Here is a 17,600-nt window from a genome sequence, read left to right on the forward strand (position 1 = left end):
TTTCTCATAACTGGCTATTAGCCCTGCCTGATGCCTAATGCTGTACAAAGTGCATTAGGCATGAAAAGGGCGCTACGATAGACCGCATGCATTCTTGGCCTGAACCCCATGTTGAATTAGTTCCAGGGAAACCCCACGCACTCCACCTCTACGACTCCGCGGATCAGCAGATCCAGAAGGTAGAGGTAACGGGGGACACCGCCACCATGTACGTGTGCGGTATTACTCCCTATGATTCGACCCACCTGGGCCACGCGGCAACATATTTGACCTTTGACCTGGCCTATCGCCAGCTCCTGGATAACGGCTACAAGGTTCATTACGTCCAAAACATCACGGATGTGGATGACCCGCTCTTTGAGCGTGCAGAGCGCGACGGCGTCGATTGGCGTGAGCTCGGCACCTCCCAGATTGATCTTTTCCGCTCCGATATGGAGCTGCTTTCTGTTTTGCCACCCCAGGATTACGTGGGCGCGATGGAAGCCATCGATGAGGTCACCGAGATGGTGGGCAAGCTTCTCGACGCCGGCGCCGCCTACATCGTTGACGACCCCGAATACCCCGACGTCTATGCTTCCATCGAAGCCACGGAAGCCTTTGGTTACGAGTCCAACTACTCCGCAGCGGAGATGGAGGAGTCCTTCGCCGAACGCGGTGGGGACCCTGAGCGTCCAGGAAAGCGCAACCCGCTGGATGCCTTGATTTGGCGCGCTAACCGTGAAGGCGAGCCGGCATGGGATTCTCCATTTGGCCCGGGCCGACCTGGTTGGCACATTGAGTGTTCTGCTATCGCCACCAATCGCCTGGGCGCCTCGTTTGATATCCAGGGCGGCGGCAGCGATCTTAAGTTCCCACACCACGAGTTCTCAGCAGCGCATGCGGAGGCAGCCTTGGGTGTGGAGCGTATGGCGCAGGTTTACGTGCACACCGGCATGATTGGCCTCGACGGCGTCAAGATGTCGAAGTCTCTGGGCAACCTCGTTTTCGTACACAAGCTGGTTGAAGCGGGCGTTGATCCCTCCGCCATTCGCCTGGGCGTCTTCGCAGGCCACTACCGCAGCGAGCGCGATTGGTCCGATGAGGTTCTGCACGCGGCCAACGAACGCCTGGCAAACTGGCGTAAGGCTCTGGAGAATCCGGGCAGCGTAGATGCCGCACAGGCGCTTGTCGACGCAGTGCGTCTCGCGCTTTCCAATGACCTGGATACGCCGGCAGCTTTGCAGGCCGTCGACGAGTGGGCAGCGGGCGAGCGCGGCGCAGATGACGAGCAGGCGGCTGAATTGCTGCGCACCGCTTTTTATTCGCTACTTGGCGTGCACGTTTAAGAAATATCAGGCAGAATTCACTTCATGAGCATTCGCGCAGACTTTCAGCCCACCGTCGATGAGTTCATCAGCAATCTCGAGTCTTTTGCCACTGGCAGCTACCTCAAAGAAGAAGAGAAAGAATTCTGGGAGGCGCCCTTCGACGCCGGCGTTCTTCCAGAGCTGCGTTCCATTGTGGAAAAGCTTCTTGACGATCTTGATGCACTCCCTGATGATCCAGACGGGCAATCTCTTACCGCGAGCGTCAACAAGTCAGTAGAGAAGCTGGCTGCGTTCAACCGCAAGAACGCGGATGCAGTTTTGGAGCCGGAGGAAAAGGAAGAGCTCTCTGAGCTTATCTACAATGCCTCCGCAGCCACCGGCGCCGATGACGAAGCCTTGGCACAACTGCCTGAGCTCGACTTCTAAACGTAACCCCTTATCTTTTGATGAGCTCATCTTTCGAATCTGCAGGTTTCGCATCCAGTCAAGCCATACCCAAACGGCCCGCAGCAATCTTTTGGGACATGGACGGCACACTAACCAACTCTGAGCCTTTGTGGGCCCAAGCCACATTGCATCTGTCTAGCCTTATGGGCCATGCAATGACCCCGAAGGAGCGGCTTGCTACGGTTGGCGGCACTTTTGAAAAAACTCTTTCAGTCTGCGCTGAGTTGGCTGGAGTCGAGCTTATGCCCGGTGACTATCAGCGTTACCAGGAGGTTACTTTTGACTACGTCAAAAATCTCTTCCACGGCAACCTAGAAATCTTCCCAGGTATCCCGGAGCTTCTGCGCGAACTGCATGCGGATGGTATGCCGATGATGGTCACCACGAATACGGAGCGCTATGTCGCTTCTTCGGCCATTCCGGAGATAGGCGAAGAGTTCTTCGTCGATACAATCTGCGGTGACGAAGTACCAGCCGGAAAGCCTGCACCCGATATGTACTTGGAGGCAGCGCGTCGCCTCGACCTTCATCCCGCTGATTGCTTGGTCTTTGAGGATTCCGCTGCGGGCATGCGTGCGGCTGTCGACGCCGGCTGCCATGTCATTGGCCTACCGGAGGATGACAGGGTAGTGGTTCCAGCGGAAGTAACTGAAATTTCTACGCTACGGCCTGCGCGTCACTTAGACGGCGTTAATGCGGCCGATGTCTATGCGTGGTTTGGCGAGATCAGCTCTAATTCGTCCAAATCTATTTAGTTATCGATTTTAGCCCTCGGAGCCAAGTTTCTATGCAACAATAGAATCCGTGAAGAATTTCGAGTCCCTTTTTGCAGAACTGTCCGAGAAGGTTCAGGCCCGTGCGGCGGGCTCTGGAACCGTGACTGCATTCGATAAGGGCGCTCATCATCTTGGCAAGAAGATCATCGAGGAAGCCGGTGAGGTCTGGATTGCTGCCGAGTATCAATCCGACGAAGAGCTCGCCGAGGAAATGTCGCAACTTATCTACTGGCTACAGGTCATGATGCTAAAGCGGGGCCTTAGGCCAGAAGATATCTACAAGTATCTCTAAAGGGAAGGAGCCTTAAGATGATTAAAGTTGCCGTTCCCAACAAGGGATCATTGTCCGAGGCTGCCCTTAGCATCTTGGCAGAAGCCGGCTACAAAGGCCGCGGGCACTCCAAGGCACTCAACATCGTTGACGAGGCTAACGGTGTCGAGTTTTTCTTTTTGCGCCCCAAAGACATCGCCATCTACGTCGCCCAAGGCGTCTTGGACTTAGGCATTACTGGTCGCGATCTCGCGCGTGACTCCCGCGCATCATTCAACGAGGTTCTAGATCTAGGCTTTGGCGCATCCACTTTCCGCTACGCCGCCCGCCAAGGTGAAGACTGGACCATTGAGAAGCTGCAGGGCAAAAAGATCGCTACTTCTTATCCCAATCTCGTGCGCGCGGATCTGCGGCAGCGGGGGATTGAAGCTGAAGTTATCCGCCTCGATGGTGCGGTGGAAATTTCCATCCACTTAGGCGTTGCCGATGCGATCGCAGACGTGGTCTCTACCGGAGCGACGCTGCGTCAGCAGGGGCTTGCCCCGTTTGGGGAAGCCATCACCGAGTCCACGGCGGTCCTCATCAAGCGCGCCGGCGTGGGATTGAGCGATGAAGAGCAAGTAGTCCTCCAACGCATCCAGGGCATCCTAAATGCGCGTAACTATTTGATGCTCGATTACAACGTGCCCAAAGAAGACTTGGAGGCGGCTTCGGCAGTAACACCGGGGCTTACCGGGCCCACGGTTGCCCCTCTCGCAAGGGACAATTGGGTAGCGGTGCGCGCGATGGTCCCACGGCAGGATGCGAATCGAATTATGGACCACCTTTCGGCGTTGGGAGCGGAAGCTATCCTGGCATCAGAGCTACGCATCGCCCGCTTTTAGGGGTAAATTTTAGAGATCTTGCGCAGATTGAACGCCGGAATGCCTGCTCTAGCTACGATGGGCCTTGAGTTTACTCAAACAACTATCGTTCGAAATGCTCGCGGATTTTTCAGCGAGTATTGACCACTTAAGGAGTCCCGCCAAATGGCTAAGACCACTAAGAAGGATGCAGAAATCGACGCTAAGCAGGAGGGCGTAAAACCTTCTGCTAACGAGGCCAAGGACGCTGCCAAGGCTAAGAAGTCTTCTTCTAAGAAGTCTCGCACCGAGACCGACCTTCTCGGCTCCATGGAGATCCCGAATGACGCGTACTACGGTGTCCACACCCTGCGCGCCATCGACAACTTCCAGATCTCCTACGTCACTATCAACACCATTCCAGACTTCATCCGCGGCATGGTGATGGTCAAGAAGGCCACCGCAATGGCCAACCGTCGTCTGCACGTTCTGCCTAAGCAGAAGGCAGAAGCAATCATCTGGGCATGTGACCAGATCTTGGACGAGGGTCGCTGCATGGACCAATTCCCGCTCGACGTCTTCCAGGGCGGCGCGGGCACCTCGCTGAACATGAACACCAACGAGGTTGTTGCCAACCTCGCTCTTGAGTACCTCGGCGAGGAAAAGGGCGCATACGACATCATCAACCCGAACGATGATGTCAACATGTCCCAGTCCACCAACGACGCATACCCAACCGGTTTCCGCCTGGGTCTGTACTACTCCCTGGACACCCTGATCGAGCGTATCGATTCCCTGCAGAACGCTTTCCACGACAAGGGCAACGAGTTCCAGGACATCCTGAAGATGGGCCGCACCCAGCTGCAGGACGCTGTTCCTATGACCCTGGGTGATGAGTTCAAGGCATTCGCTCATAACCTGGCTGAGGAGCAGGCTGTACTGCGCGACGCTCAGAAGCGCCTGCTGGAGATCAACCTCGGTGCCACCGCAATCGGTACCGGCGTTAACACCCCAGCTGGCTACCGCCACCAGGTCACCGCAGCTCTATCCGAGGTCACTGGCCTGGAGATCAAGACCGCTCGCGACCTCATCGAAGCAACCTCCGACTGCGGCGCATACGTTCTGCTGCACTCCGTCATCAAGCGCACCGCTATGAAGTTGGCCAAGATCTGTAACGATCTGCGCCTGCTGGCTTCCGGCCCACGCGCTGGCCTGGGCGAGATCAACCTGCCTGCTCGCCAGGCTGGTTCCTCCATCATGCCGGGTAAGGTCAACCCGGTTATCCCAGAGGTTGTCAACCAGGTCTGCTTCAAGATCTTCGGCAATGACCACGTTGTCACCATGGCTGCTGAAGCTGGCCAGCTCCAGCTCAACGTCATGGAGCCGGTCATCGGTGAGGCACTGTTCCAGTCCATCCGTATCATGGGCAACGCTGTTGACACCCTGCGCGAGAAGTGCGTCACCGGCATCACCGCCAACGCTGATGTCTGCCGCGCATACGTTGAAAACTCCATCGGTATCGTCACCTACCTGAACCCGTTCATCGGTCACCACAACGGTGACGAAATCGCTAAGGAGTCCCTGAAGACCGGCAAGGGCGTCAAGGAACTCGTTCTGGAGAAGGGCCTTATGGACGAGGCAACCCTGTCCAAGGTTCTGTCCGTTGAGAACCTGATGCACCCAGAGTTCCGCGGCCAGCTCTACATCGACGAGGACTAAATCCGACCTAAGCCCTAAATGTATCAGCGCCCCCGCGAGCTATTAAGTACGGGTTTTAGGCCATGTGGTTTTACCACATGGCCTTTCGTCGTTTTGTTGCTGTACAGGGATTTCTTTGGTTTTCAATCAACCAACCGTAATGCAATAGGCTATTTTTGTGGGAACAAGCACAAACGGGCGTTTTAATTAACCAAAGCCACATGATTTGGGGGACAATGGGGAGGACAGAGCATGGCTGACTCGTTTATTTTCGGCTGAGGAAGCCATTTAATTTTTCGACCTTGTGGAGATTCTCATGGCTGTAGTCCATATCCTCATTGTCCTTGCCGCGATTTACTTAGGTGCCCGCATTGGCTCAATCGGCATCGGTGTCGCCGGCGGTCTCGGCGTCCTCTTGCTGGGCCTAACAGGCGTACCGGTTACCCGAGAAGATATTCCTTTCGACGTCATCGGCATCATCATGACCGTTATTGCCGCCATCGCCGCCATGCAGCGCGCGGGCGGTATGGACTACCTAGTCCAGGTGGCCGAGCGCTTCCTGCGTAAGAACCCGCGCCGCATCACTTACTATGCACCGATCGTCACCTGGCTGATGACCGTTCTAGCAGGTACTGGCCACACCGCATTCTCTACGCTGCCCGTCATCGTCGAGGTAGCAAAGGAAGGCAAGGTACGCCCATCGCGTCCGCTTTCCATCGCCGTTGTAGCCTCCCAGATGGCAATCTGTGCCTCGCCGATTTCCGCCGCTGTGGTCCTGCTGGCCTCACTTCTGGAGCCAACCGGCATCGGTTACCTCCAGCTGCTCGGCGTTCTTATTCCAGCAACATTCCTCAGCATCTTCCCGGCTGCTTGGCTAGCAAACCACTCGGGTAAGGAACTAGAAGACGATCCGGTCTATCAGGAGCGCCTCGCACAGGGCCTCGTCGCAATGCCGAAGGGACACACCGACCAAAGCACGCAAAAGGGTGCAAAGGCCTCCATCTACATCTTCCTGGCTGCCATCGTCATTGTCATGATTTGGGCAACGCTGACCTCGGAGCAGGTTGGCCTCATCGCAGAACCGACTCTGCCACGCAACGAGGCCATCATGACGGTCATGCTCACCGCAGCAACGCTCATCGTGATGATCACCAAGATTCCAGCCGCCGACATCCTCAACACCCCGGTATTCAAGTCCGGTATGTCTGCTTCCATGTGTGTTCTCGGCGTCGCTTGGCTGGGCACCACGCTCATCAACCACTACATGGACAACATCCAGGCCATGGCGGGCGACGTCGTCAAGTCCGCTCCGTGGATGCTGGCCGTCGTTCTCTTCTTCGCCGCCGCACTGCTGTACTCCCAAGCTGCTACCACCAAGGCGCTGCTGCCGGCCGCACTGGCCCTGGGCGCAAGTCCGCTGACCGCACTGGCCGCATTCCCAGCCGTTTCCGCTCTGTTCATCCTCCCGACCTACCCAACCTTGCTGGCCGCAGTTGAGATGGACGATACCGGCTCCACCCGCATCGGAAAGGCCGTGTTCAACCATCCATTCCTTATCCCAGGAACGGTCTCCATCGTGGTCGCTGTTCTGCTGAGTTACGCACTCGGTGCTGTCATCGCCTAGAGCCCGCGATTTGACAATTTAGCCGCCCACTGTCCTTTTCTCCGAAACCGGCAGATCGGGCGGCTTTTCTCTGTAGCATAAAGCCATGGCTACCCAACTCTCAGACGTCGAAATCGCACAGGCTCACAAACTGGAGCCAATTACCGATATTGCTTCTCGTGCGGGAATCCCGGAGGAAGCGCTAATTCCTTATGGCAACACCAAAGCCAAGGTGGATATCACGAAGCTCGAGGACCTTCCCACTAAAGGCAAGCTGGTGCTCGTCACTGGTGTTTCTCCAACACCGGCTGGTGAAGGCAAGTCCACCACGCTGATTGGCCTAACCGATGCTTTGGCACTACTGGGGCACAAGGCCATCGTCGCTTTGCGTGAGCCTTCCCAAGGCCCAGTCATGGGCATCAAGGGTGGTGCCGCCGGCGGTGGTTATTCCCAAATTGTCCCGATGGAGGATATCAACCTTCATTTCACCGGTGATTTCCATGCCATCGCAGCGGCCACCAACACCTTGGCTGCCATCGTCGATAACCACATACACCAAGGAAACCAGCTCGGCATCGACCCGCGCCGCGTGACCTGGCAGCGCTGCCTCGATGTCAATGACCGTGCGCTGCGCGGCATCGTCACCGGCCTCGGCGGCCCGGCACACGGAGTGCCTGCGGAAACTGGATTCACCATCACCGCAGCTTCTGAGATCATGGCTATCTTGGGCCTGGCTACTGACCTCGAAGACCTTAAGAAGCGCTTGGGTGATATCACCGTTGGCTATACCTTCGACCAAGAGCCAGTCACGGCACGCGAGCTTGGTGCTGAGGGCGCACTAACCGCTTTGATGCGCGACGCCCTCAACCCGAACCTCGTGCAGACTCTCGGCGGCACCCCAGCATTCGTACATGGTGGACCTTTTGCCAACATTGCGCATGGCTGCAACACCTTGCTTGCAACACAGACTGCGATGAAGTTCGGCGACATTGTGCTCACCGAGGCTGGCTTTGGCGCTGACTTGGGCGGCGAGAAGTTCATGGATATCAAGGCTCGCTTTGGCGAGCTCGACGTCGCGGGTGCTGTGGTCGTTGCCACCATCCGCTCCCAAAAGTACAACGGCGGCCAGGCCCGTGAGGACCTGACCACGGAAAATCTTGACGCACTGCGCAAGGGCATCGTCAACCTCGAGCGCCACGTTGAAAACATCCGCAAGTTTGGTCTGCAACCAGTAGTTGCGCTCAACTCCTTCTACAGCGATACCGAGGCCGAGGGCGAATTCATGCGGACCTGGGCCAAGGACTTTGGCGTCGCCCTGGCTGAGGCAGATGTCTGGACAAAGGGCGGCGAAGGAGCCAAGGAGTTGGCAGAAACTCTCTTAGAAAACCTCTCCGAGGGTCAGGCACATCAGCTCTACGATCCAGCAGAGGGCGTGGAAAAGTCCATCGAAAAGATCGCCACCGAGGTCTACCGTGCAACCTCTATCGAGTACGACCCGAAGGCCAAGAAGGACCTGCAGTACATCAAGGACAATGGCTGGGATAACTTCCCAGTGGTCATCTCAAAGACGCAGTACTCCTTCTCCGATAGCCCGGCTTCCTTGGGCGCTCCAGAGGGCCATACCCTCCACGTGCGCGAGCTGCTGCCGCGTACTGGCGCGGGCTTCATCGTGGTGCTGACTGGCGACGTCATGACCATGCCGGGTCTGCCGAAGAAGCCGGCGGCCAACAACATCGATGTTGCCGCCGATGGCACCATTTCCGGCCTGTTCTAGTTATCTGCGGCGGAGCCCGGCCAACCCGGATACTCGGGCGGGGTTCCGCCGAATTCAGGACAAAGCTCTTGGAAAGAGCACCAGCCGCAAAGCTTCGAGGTCTTCGGGCGGAAGAGACCTTCCTTACCGTCGCCCTCGATCTTTGCCCAGAGCTCGCCTAGGTCGCGCTCGAAGTACTCCAGCTCTTCGCGGGTTGGGGTAAGGAACATCGAGTCAATGACCTTGAGATACATCAAGCGCAGCTGGGCGGGGATGACGCCCAGCATTCGCCAATAGACAAGCGCGTAGAAACGCATCTGGAACTGGGCGTCTTGGCTAAAGCGGGGGATTGGCTTCTTGCCGGTCTTATAATCCACGACGCGGACCTCACCGGTTGGGGCAACGTCCACGCGGTCGATGAAGCCGCGGACCGGCACGCCGTTTGGCAAGACAGTATTGACGTACATCTCGCATTCTTTAGCATCGAAGCCCTGCGGGTTTTCCATCTGGAAATAGCCCTTGAGCAATTCGCGGGCCGCTACGAAGAAATCGAGGGTTTCTTCCTCGGGCACGAGCTCTTTAAGCTCGGCGTCGGCAGCGACCATTTTGGCCCATTCCGGCTTAATCATTTTCACTGCAGCGGGGTAGTCACGCTCTTCGCGCGGCAGCTTGTGGGTGTTTTCTAAAACTGCGTGGACCAGCGTCCCTTTTACTTGCGCTACGGTCTTCGGCTCGGGGAGCTTGTCAATTGCCCGAAAGCGGTAGAGAAGTGGGCACTGTTTATAGTCTGAGGCCCGAGAAGGCGAAAGCGCCAACGGGCGAGGTTTTCGTGCATCAGCCATGGTCCTTTTAGCCTAGCGCGGCGCAATTCATGGCAAAGTAGGAGGCATGAGTATTTCGGATGAGTTCCTTGATTTCATAGCCGCTTCTCCTTCTTCCTATCACGCGGCCCACGAGGTGGCGCGCCAGCTAGAAGAGGTGGGCTTTGTCCGCCAGGATGAGGCCGCGGAATGGTCAGCAGCCCCAGGCGGCCACTACATGATTCGCGGCGGCGCCATCATGGCTTGGTTCGTGCCGGAGGGCGCGGGCAAACACTCCGCGTTTAGGATCATCGGTTCTCATACAGATTCGCCGGGCCTTGTGCTCAAGCCGACCCCCGATTTTGATGCTGCGGGCTGGCAGCAGGTCGCGGTAGAAATTTACGGCGGCCCGTTGCTGCATACCTGGTTTGACCGTGAGCTGACCGTTGCCGGTCAGGTGGTAACGAAGGATGGCGTGCATCATTTGGTTAACACCGGCCCGATTCTGCGTCTTCCTTCGCTGGCTATCCACCTCTACCGCAAGGACGAGTTCAAGCCGGATCGCCAGCACAACATGCAGCCGGTGCTTTCCGTGGGCACTCCCGATGCCTCGGTATTGCGCGTGGTAGCGGAGTCCATCGGCGTGGCTCAGGATGAGATCTCTGCATTCAATCTCATTACTGCCGATGCCCAGCGGGGCGCCGTATTCGGCACCGGTGAGCGCTTCATCGCGGCCGGCCGCATGGATAATCTTTCTTCCGTGTTTGCCAGCCTCGTCGCAATGCGCAATGCCGCCCAGCAGAAGGACTATGGACACGAAGACATTTTGGTCATGGCTGCCTTCGACCACGAAGAGGTGGGCTCGGCTTCTCGTTTCGGTGCTGCCGGCCCGATTCTCGCCGATGTCCTGGGGCGCACTGGTCGCGCGCTGGGAGCCAACGAGGAGGAGCGGTATCAAATGTATGCGCGTTCTTGCTGCGTGTCGGCCGACGCCGCGCATTCGGTCCACCCTAATTACGCAGGCAAGCACGATCCCACGCATCACCCGATTATCGGTAAGGGCCCCGTCACCAAGATCAACGGCAATCAGCGCTACGCGTCCGACGCAACGACCGTCTCCCTGTGGGAGCGCGCATGCGAGCGGGCCAAGGTTCCTTTCCAGCGCTTCGTGGGCAACAACGACGTGCCCTGTGGCTCCACCATCGGTCCCATCACCGCGACCCGCTTAGGTATCGACACCGTCGACGTCGGCGTGCCGATGCTTTCTATGCACTCCGCACGCGAGATGGTCGGCGAACGTGACCAAGTATGGATGGCCAAGGCCATTGAGGCATACTTGTTGGGTTAATTAAACCTCCTTTAAATCCACGAGAAAGCATAGGAAGCACACACCATGCCTTATTCCGGACCTTTTCACTATGGCGATCGCGTCCAACTGACCGATGCTAAGCGCCGCCACTACACGGTGATACTTGAGGAAGGCGGCGAGTTTCACTCGCACAAGGGCATCATCCGCCACGACGAAATCGTCGGTCTGGATGAGGGCTCCGTGGTGCGCTCCACGCTGGGCAGCGACTTCCTGCTCTTCCGTCACTTGATGGTGGACCACGTGCTTTCCATGCCGCGTGGCGCGGCGGTCATCTATCCGAAGGACTCCGCGCAGATCCTGGTCGAAGGCGATATTTTCATGGGCGCACGCGTCTTGGAGGCTGGCGCCGGCTCCGGTGCGTTGTCCATGACGCTGCTGCGCGCCGTTGGCCCGCAGGGACACGTCTTCTCCTACGAGGTGCGCGATGACCACCTGGAGTACGCCGTGGACAACGTCAAGGAATACTTCGGCGAGCAGCCTGAGTGGTGGACGCCGCGCTTGGGTGATTTGGCGGACGTCACCGTGGAAGAACTCGGCGGTCCGGTTGACCGCGTCATCCTCGACATGCTTGAGCCGTGGGAGCACCTGGAGAAGGTTCGCGACATCCTGATCCCAGGCGGCGTTTTCATGACCTACGTGGCTACCGTGCCGCAGCTGATGAAGGTCATGGAGGGGATCCGCGAGCTGAAGTGCTTTACCGAGCCGAAGGCCTGGGAGTCCCTCGTGCGTGAATGGAAGGTGGAAGGCCTTGCCACCCGTCCAGAGCACCGCATGAACGCGCACACTGCGTTCCTCATCTGGACGCGCCGCCTTGCCGACGGCGTGACTCCACCCCGCCCGCAGCGCCGCGCCCGCAAGTAGGTGCAAAAGAAACGAAGCGGAGCCAAAGAATCCGCGGGGGATTTTAGGCCAACCTGACTTGTCGGCATGGTTCACGCGCTAGTGTGTAGCTATGACCGACGCAAGTCACACAGCCGCCCTCAAAAGGCAGATTGATCAGTTAGCCGAGCGCAACACCAAGCTCGCTTCGCTGCTGCAGGATTCCCGCAACAAGCTGCAGCAGATGTTGGCCGAGGTCAATGAGCTTTCAGAGCCTGCCTCGACCTATGGTGTATTCCTCGGATACTCAGGAAAGCCGCATGATTCCCGGCGCGACGCCGAGGTCTATACCAACGGCCGCCCCATGCGGGTTAAGGTCTCGCCCAACCTAGAGCCAGGCAGCCTCGAAGCCGGCCAACTCGTGCGTTTGGGCGAGGGCTTCGTCGTTGTAGAAGCTTGTGGTCACCCGCAAACGGGAAGCCTTGCCACCGTGCAAGAGACTTTAGGCACCACCCGCGTCATTATTGCGAACTCCTCCGGCGAGGAGCAGGTGGTGCTCTTGTCCGCACGTCTTCGCGAGGGCATTCGCACTGGCGACACAGTCCTTGTCGACGGCAAGGCAGGTGTCGCACTCGAAAAGATTGAAAAGTCCGAGGTGGCGCAACTTTCGTTGGAGGAGGTCCCAGAGCTCAGTTACGACGACATCGGCGGTCTGGATGCTCAGATCTCCCAAATTCGCGATTCCGTCGAGCTTCCTTTCCTGCATCCGGATCTTTACCGGCAATATGACTTGGAGCCGCCGAAGGGCGTGTTGCTCTATGGGCCGCCGGGCTGCGGCAAAACCTTGATTGCTAAGGCCGTGGCAAACTCCCTTGCTACCAAGATGGGTAGCGGCGGCCCGAGCTTCTTTTTGAATGTCAAAGGCCCTGAACTCTTAAACAAGTACGTGGGTGAGACCGAGCGCCGCATTCGCCTGATCTTTGAACGCGCTCGCGAACTCGCAGCCCAGGACTCGCGCCGCCCGGTCATCGTTTTCTTCGACGAGATGGAATCCATCTTCCGCACCCGTGGTTCCGGAGTTTCCTCAGACATGGAGACAACGGTGGTACCGCAGCTGCTGACGGAGCTCGATGGCGTCGAAAAGCTGGGCAACGTCATCGTCATCGGCGCCACCAACCGCGAGGAGCTCATCGATCCTGCCATCATGCGCCCGGGCCGGCTCGACATCAAGATTCGCGTCAATCGCCCCAACAAGCAAGGCGCCCGCGAGATCTTTAGCCGGCATCTGGGTCAGAAGGTACCGCACCAGGCGGACCTCGAGGGGCTCATTGACTCAGCAGTCGAAGAGCTCTATTCGGAGCGGCCCTTCGTGCGTCTGCATTACCGCAATGATGAGCCGCGGACGTTGTTCTACCGCGACTTTGTCTCCGGCGCGATGATTGCCAACATCGTAGCGCGTGCAAAGAAGCTTGCGATCAAGGAAGCGCTTGCTGATAGCGAGATGAGCACGCACGGTATTACTTCGGATCACTTGCGCCAGGCCATTGCCGCGGAGCAGGCGGAGTCAGAATACGTACCAACCTCGGCTAGCCCTGAGGAGTGGACCAAGATTGTTGCCGGCACCCAGGCTGGCGCAGAAGTAACCCGAGTTGAGCTAATGGGCTTTAGGAGTACCTCATGGCACGCGTCCTAGGAACAGAGACTGAGTACGGGATTTCCACTCCCACGAGTCCAGAGCTTTCGCCCATTGTCACCTCGACCCATGCGGTCGTGGCTTATGCGGCGCTTCATACTTTGGCGCGTTCGCGCTGGGACTTCCGCGAGGAGCATCCGCTGCGTGACTCCCGCGGTTTTGATTTGAAGCGCTATCAAACCGTTCCCGTGGTCGATCCGAATGCAATCGGCGTGGCCAACGTGGTGACCGCAAACGGTGCGCGCTTCTACGTCGACCACGCGCACCCGGAGTATTCCTCCCCGGAATGCACGAATGCTTGGGACGCCATGCTTTACGACGCCGCCGGTGACGTAGTTTTGCAACAAGCCGCCGAAGCGGTAGCGCGCCTATCCGCGCAGGGCACATCTGTGCTGGCGAACCATGATCCGTGCCCGCCACTGAAGTTCTACAAGAACAATGTGGATGGCAAAGGCGCATCCTACGGTTCGCACGAGAATTACCAGTACCGGCGTTCTACCGAATTTTCCGCGATTGCCGCGGGCCTCATCCCGTTCTTCGTGGCACGTCAGGTAGTGGTTGGCGCTGGCCGCGTTGGCCTTGGACAAGAAGGTGAAGAGCCAGGATTTCAGATCTCCCAGCGCGCCGACTACATCGAGCAGGAAATCTCGCTGGAGACAACGCTCAACCGCGGCATCATCAACACTCGCGACGAGCCGCACGCGGTAGCTGAGGACTTTGGCCGCCTACACGTCATCATTGGCGATGCCAACATGTCACAGACAGCAAACCTGTTAAAGCTTGGCATGACCTCCTTAGTGCTTGATGCCATTGAAGCGGGCGTCGATTTCAGCGACCTACAGCTCCGCGATGCGGTAGCCGAGGTCTCCTTGGTCAGCCGAGACCTCAAGCTACAGCACAAGCTGAAGCTCAAGGACGGCCGCGAGCTCACAGCACTTGATTTGCTAGCTGAATATCGCAAGCGGGTCACTCCGACGAACGCCGTGGATGAGAAGGTCCTGGCGGCGTGGGACGAGGTCGTCGGCCTGCTCGCGGCAGAGCCGCTTTCCGCGGCGCATTTGGTGGACTGGGTAGCCAAATACCAGTTGCTCAAGGCATACATGGATCGCGGCGTGGCCGTCGACGATCCCAAACTGGCGCTTATCGATCTCCAATACACTGACGTCGATCCCGCCAAATCGCTTTACCATGCGCTGGTGCGAAAGGGGCGCATGCGCGTGCTCGTCAGTGAGGAGGAGATTGCGAGGGCAGCCCAAAACCCGCCGCGGGATACGCGTGCGTTCTTCCGCGGCCGAGTCATAGAAAAATACGGTGAGGAAGTCGTTGCCGCCAGCTGGCAGTCTGTCTCCCTGCGTCACGGTTCCAACATCGCGACCGTCACTCTCGATGACACGCTAGAGCTAGGCGCAGCTGATGCTGCGGAGCTCATCGAGCGGGCTGACGACGTCGAAACACTACTCGTTGAGCTCGACAAGGCCGGGGTAGCGATTCGGCACAGTTAGCGCGAAGAATCCATAGGAAGCAATTCACCGAAAAGATAGAAAGATAGTAGGAAAGAAAGAAGGATTAAGGACAATGAGCGGAAACCAATCCCAGGTAAACGCCGGCAACGGCGGTAGCAACGGTGACGAGGCAGCGGAGTTCTCCGCGGGCCAGGTGAGCATCAATAGCGCGGGCACGGATGATCTGCTTGATGAGATCGACGGCCTGCTCGAGAACAATGCTGAAGAATTCGTACGCGCATATGTGCAAAAGGGCGGCGAATAGACGTGAGCGAGGCGCACACGGATCATGTCTATGCCCGCCGCATCATGGGCATAGAGACCGAATATGGCGTGACCTCACGGGTCGATGGCAATCAGCGCGCGCTGACTCCGGATGAGGTGGCGCGCATCCTGTTCCGGCCCGTTGTGGAGCAATATTCTTCCTCGAATATCTTTAGCCCAAATGCCTCAAGGCTCTACCTTGATGTGGGCTCACACCCGGAAATCGCCACTGCCGAGTGCGATAGCCTCACTCAGCTCATCAACTATGAGCGCGCCGGCGACCGCATCGTAGACGAGCTCGCCCGCAAGGCTGAAGGGACGATGGCTGCCGAAAATCGCCCAGCTTCCGTCTACTTGTTTAAAAATAACGTCGACTCAGCAGGCAACTCTTATGGATGCCACGAGAACTACCTCATTAGCCGTCACGCGGTGCTCAAAGACTTAGGCCTGGCCTTGCTGCCTTTCATGATCACCCGCCAACTCATCTGCGGCGCCGGCAAGATTCAACCGGCTAAGGCAGACCAGCCAGCTCGCTTTTTGCTTTCCCAACGCGCGGATCAAGTCTGGGAGGGCGTGTCCTCGGCCACGACTCGTTCGCGACCAATCATCAACACACGCGACGAGCCGCATGGTGACTCGAAACGCTTCCGCCGCATGCACGTCATCGTCGGCGATTCCAACATGTCGGAGACCACGCTGGCGTTGAAAGTTGGTTCAACGTTGTTGATGCTGGAAATGCTAGAGGCAGGCTTCGACGTACCGCGTTTCGATGTCGTTGATCCTATTCATCGCATCCGTGACATCGCCCGCGATACCACTGGCCGTACCGAATTGGGGTTGAAGGACGGCTCGACCATCACAGCATTGGAAGTGCAGTACGCCCTGTGCGAGGCAGCCCAACGCTGGCTGGAGGAACGCCCGGATGAGGGCACTCCGAATGCCGAGATGCGCAAGGTAGTAGACCTCTGGCAGCGCACGCTGCACGCAATTGATACCCAAGATTTCAGCGGCGTAGACCGCGAGATCGATTGGGTAATCAAGCGCAGCCTTCTGGATCGCTATCGTGAGCGCCTCGGCGGCGATTGGGCCCACCCCAAGCTGGCGCAGATTGACTTGACCTATCACGACATTCGCCCTGGCCGCGGCCTATTCAATGTGTTGGAATCGCGCAAGATGGTTGAGCGTTGGACCACCGACGCGGCTATCGCGGCCTGCGTCGATACTCCGCCGCAGACTACGCGTGCGCGCCTGCGCGGAGAATTCCTGCAGACGGCACGCCGCTTGGGCGCCAACGTCACCGTGGATTGGACGCGTCTGAAGGTAAACCGACCTGAACCGCACACTGAGGAGTTCTCAGACCCGTTTGTCTTCGAAGATGCACGGCTGCAAGCGTTGTTAGACTACATGGAGCACAACGCATAAATTTACCTATTGCCTTTAAGGAGCACACGGGCCTATGGCGAAGCCTCAACCAGGCAAACGCGATCCCGCCGTTGAAAGATTGACCAATCTTTCCTTTGCACTGCAGGGCGCAGCCCACGGCGGCGGCAGTCCCGATCGCAGCGCAGCCTGGATCCGCAAGAACGTGGAAGGCTACCAAGATCGCGGAGACGAGGCCTTTCTAAAACAGCTTGCGCGCGACGTCGTCACCCTCCAGCGCGCAGGCGTGCCAGTGGTCCATACCAGTGGTGAATTTGGCTCGACCTATCGTCTTAACCAGGAGGAATACCAACTTCCTCCGGTCCACTTCACCCCAGAGGAAGCGATGGTGTTGGGCGTAGCCGGCGGCATCGGCAAGCCGGGCGGACTCAGCGATTTCACGCTGTCTGCTTGGACCAAGATTGCTGCCTCGGGCGCCTCAAGAGATCTCAGCGGTGCGCCCGTCTACGTTGCGGTTAACGACATCACCCGCATTAGCCCTGAGGTAACCACTGCAGTACTGACGGCCGTGCGTAAGGGTTTGCGTATCAGCTTCGATTACTACGCGCGGCCTTCCGCGCCGGCAGTCCGGCGCACTATGGATCCGTGGGGATTAGTCAACCATGACAGCCGCGTTTACCTCGTGGGCTGGGATGTCGACAGGCAAGCCCCTCGCGTATTTCGCGCTACTCGCATCGATAATGTGAAACGTTCCCGGCAGGAGGCGACCCACCTTGTTGCCCCCAAGCCACTGCAAGAGCTGGTGGTAGACACGCTTAAGCGCGGTCAGCGCGTCGATGCGCTGGTGGCGATTCCTGAAGGCGGTGCCCGGGAGCTGGAAGCAGCAGGGGTACGACGCGATGATGGAATCGTGAGGATGCGCGGCGTGGATAAGGATTGGCTCGTGCGAATAGCAGCAAGTTATGCGCCCGAGGTGGAGGTTAAGGAACCTGCAGAGGTACGCGAGGCGATAATTAAGCTGCTGAGTGCGCCACTCGGCGTCACAGATGAGGCCGCACTGGAAGGAGGGGAGTAGC

The 17,600-nt window shown here is 58.1% G+C and carries 16 protein-coding genes; 15 read left to right on the forward strand and 1 reads right to left on the reverse strand.

The window, feature by feature from the left end:
- Positions 1 to 86: 86 nt before the first annotated feature.
- From mshC to HMPREF3158_RS10470, 8 genes are all read left to right on the forward strand, one after another.
- Complete coding sequence (gene mshC / locus HMPREF3158_RS10435) at positions 87 to 1,325, forward strand: cysteine--1-D-myo-inosityl 2-amino-2-deoxy-alpha-D-glucopyranoside ligase (RefSeq protein WP_070498462.1); 1,239 nt, start codon at positions 87 to 89, stop codon at positions 1,323 to 1,325.
- A 24-nt stretch (positions 1,326 to 1,349) separates the two neighbouring features.
- Positions 1,350 to 1,733 (forward strand): hypothetical protein, encoded by a 384-nt coding sequence (locus HMPREF3158_RS10440; protein WP_070432919.1) that lies wholly within the window; start codon positions 1,350 to 1,352, stop codon positions 1,731 to 1,733.
- 20 nt (positions 1,734 to 1,753) lie between these two features.
- Positions 1,754 to 2,509, forward strand: coding sequence for an HAD family hydrolase (locus HMPREF3158_RS10445; RefSeq protein ID WP_062035038.1), 756 nt, complete (start codon positions 1,754 to 1,756; stop codon positions 2,507 to 2,509).
- A gap of 49 nt (positions 2,510 to 2,558) precedes the next feature.
- Positions 2,559 to 2,822, forward strand: a complete 264-nt coding sequence (locus HMPREF3158_RS10450) for a phosphoribosyl-ATP diphosphatase (protein ID WP_062035036.1) — start codon at positions 2,559 to 2,561, stop codon at positions 2,820 to 2,822.
- Between the two features lie 17 nt (positions 2,823 to 2,839).
- A complete protein-coding gene (hisG, locus tag HMPREF3158_RS10455) occupies positions 2,840 to 3,685 on the forward strand; it encodes an ATP phosphoribosyltransferase (protein WP_061922455.1) in 846 nt (281 codons plus the stop codon).
- 144 nt (positions 3,686 to 3,829) lie between these two features.
- Positions 3,830 to 5,362, forward strand: coding sequence for an aspartate ammonia-lyase (gene aspA, locus HMPREF3158_RS10460; protein WP_061922458.1), 1,533 nt, complete (start codon positions 3,830 to 3,832; stop codon positions 5,360 to 5,362).
- A gap of 295 nt (positions 5,363 to 5,657) precedes the next feature.
- Positions 5,658 to 6,965, forward strand: coding sequence for an anaerobic C4-dicarboxylate transporter (locus HMPREF3158_RS10465; RefSeq protein WP_062038975.1), 1,308 nt, complete (start codon positions 5,658 to 5,660; stop codon positions 6,963 to 6,965).
- An 85-nt stretch (positions 6,966 to 7,050) separates the two neighbouring features.
- Entirely contained in the window at positions 7,051 to 8,718 is a 1,668-nt protein-coding gene (locus tag HMPREF3158_RS10470) for a formate--tetrahydrofolate ligase (RefSeq protein WP_062035034.1), read from the forward strand.
- On the opposite strand, the gene HMPREF3158_RS10475 is transcribed toward HMPREF3158_RS10470, so the two are convergent.
- A complete protein-coding gene (locus HMPREF3158_RS10475) occupies positions 8,715 to 9,539 on the reverse strand; it encodes a RecB family exonuclease (RefSeq protein WP_061922467.1) in 825 nt (274 codons plus the stop codon). The genes HMPREF3158_RS10470 and HMPREF3158_RS10475 overlap by 4 nt on opposite strands.
- A 46-nt stretch (positions 9,540 to 9,585) precedes the next feature.
- Between HMPREF3158_RS10475 and HMPREF3158_RS10480 the strand changes: the two genes are divergently transcribed.
- From HMPREF3158_RS10480 to HMPREF3158_RS10510, 7 genes are all read left to right on the forward strand, one after another.
- Entirely contained in the window at positions 9,586 to 10,845 is a 1,260-nt protein-coding gene (locus HMPREF3158_RS10480; RefSeq protein ID WP_061922470.1) for a M18 family aminopeptidase, read from the forward strand.
- 45 nt (positions 10,846 to 10,890) lie between these two features.
- Positions 10,891 to 11,727 (forward strand): tRNA (adenine-N1)-methyltransferase, encoded by an 837-nt coding sequence (locus HMPREF3158_RS10485; RefSeq protein WP_061922473.1) that lies wholly within the window; start codon positions 10,891 to 10,893, stop codon positions 11,725 to 11,727.
- Positions 11,728 to 11,818: 91 nt separating this feature from the next.
- Positions 11,819 to 13,378: a proteasome ATPase gene (gene arc / locus HMPREF3158_RS10490; RefSeq protein WP_070498464.1), complete on the forward strand. Its 1,560-nt coding sequence runs from the start codon at positions 11,819 to 11,821 to the stop codon at positions 13,376 to 13,378.
- Complete coding sequence (gene dop / locus HMPREF3158_RS10495) at positions 13,363 to 14,880, forward strand: depupylase/deamidase Dop (RefSeq protein ID WP_062035030.1); 1,518 nt, start codon at positions 13,363 to 13,365, stop codon at positions 14,878 to 14,880. Before arc ends, dop begins: the two co-directional genes overlap by 16 nt.
- Positions 14,881 to 14,953: 73 nt before the next feature.
- Positions 14,954 to 15,145, forward strand: a complete 192-nt coding sequence (locus tag HMPREF3158_RS10500) for a ubiquitin-like protein Pup (RefSeq protein WP_061922482.1) — start codon at positions 14,954 to 14,956, stop codon at positions 15,143 to 15,145.
- Between the two features lie 44 nt (positions 15,146 to 15,189).
- The gene (gene pafA, locus HMPREF3158_RS10505) at positions 15,190 to 16,566 is read left to right on the forward strand and encodes a Pup--protein ligase (protein WP_201057431.1); all 1,377 of its coding nucleotides are present in this window, start codon (positions 15,190 to 15,192) and stop codon (positions 16,564 to 16,566) included.
- A gap of 34 nt (positions 16,567 to 16,600) precedes the next feature.
- Positions 16,601 to 17,599, forward strand: a complete 999-nt coding sequence (locus HMPREF3158_RS10510; RefSeq protein WP_070498466.1) for a helix-turn-helix transcriptional regulator — start codon at positions 16,601 to 16,603, stop codon at positions 17,597 to 17,599.
- Position 17,600 lies beyond the last annotated feature (1 nt).

Origin of the sequence: Corynebacterium sp. HMSC06G04 (genome assembly GCF_001807365.1) — a bacterium.
Taxonomy (GTDB): Bacteria; Actinomycetota; Actinomycetes; order Mycobacteriales; family Mycobacteriaceae; genus Corynebacterium; species Corynebacterium simulans.

Coding starts and splice junctions, on each gene's coding strand:
- arc (WP_070498464.1), top strand. CDS start 11,819: ATGACCGACGCAAGTCACACAGCCGCCCTCAAAAGGCAGATTGATCAG.
- dop (WP_062035030.1), top strand. CDS start 13,363: ATGGCACGCGTCCTAGGAACAGAGACTGAGTACGGGATTTCCACTCCC.
- hisG (WP_061922455.1), top strand. CDS start 2,840: ATGATTAAAGTTGCCGTTCCCAACAAGGGATCATTGTCCGAGGCTGCC.
- HMPREF3158_RS10470 (WP_062035034.1), top strand. CDS start 7,051: ATGGCTACCCAACTCTCAGACGTCGAAATCGCACAGGCTCACAAACTG.
- HMPREF3158_RS10465 (WP_062038975.1), top strand. CDS start 5,658: ATGGCTGTAGTCCATATCCTCATTGTCCTTGCCGCGATTTACTTAGGT.
- HMPREF3158_RS10440 (WP_070432919.1), top strand. CDS start 1,350: ATGAGCATTCGCGCAGACTTTCAGCCCACCGTCGATGAGTTCATCAGC.
- HMPREF3158_RS10480 (WP_061922470.1), top strand. CDS start 9,586: ATGAGTATTTCGGATGAGTTCCTTGATTTCATAGCCGCTTCTCCTTCT.
- HMPREF3158_RS10445 (WP_062035038.1), top strand. CDS start 1,754: ATGAGCTCATCTTTCGAATCTGCAGGTTTCGCATCCAGTCAAGCCATA.
- aspA (WP_061922458.1), top strand. CDS start 3,830: ATGGCTAAGACCACTAAGAAGGATGCAGAAATCGACGCTAAGCAGGAG.
- mshC (WP_070498462.1), top strand. CDS start 87: ATGCATTCTTGGCCTGAACCCCATGTTGAATTAGTTCCAGGGAAACCC.
- HMPREF3158_RS10475 (WP_061922467.1), bottom strand. CDS start 9,539: ATGGCTGATGCACGAAAACCTCGCCCGTTGGCGCTTTCGCCTTCTCGG.
- pafA (WP_201057431.1), top strand. CDS start 15,190: ATGGGCATAGAGACCGAATATGGCGTGACCTCACGGGTCGATGGCAAT.
- HMPREF3158_RS10485 (WP_061922473.1), top strand. CDS start 10,891: ATGCCTTATTCCGGACCTTTTCACTATGGCGATCGCGTCCAACTGACC.
- HMPREF3158_RS10510 (WP_070498466.1), top strand. CDS start 16,601: ATGGCGAAGCCTCAACCAGGCAAACGCGATCCCGCCGTTGAAAGATTG.
- HMPREF3158_RS10500 (WP_061922482.1), top strand. CDS start 14,954: ATGAGCGGAAACCAATCCCAGGTAAACGCCGGCAACGGCGGTAGCAAC.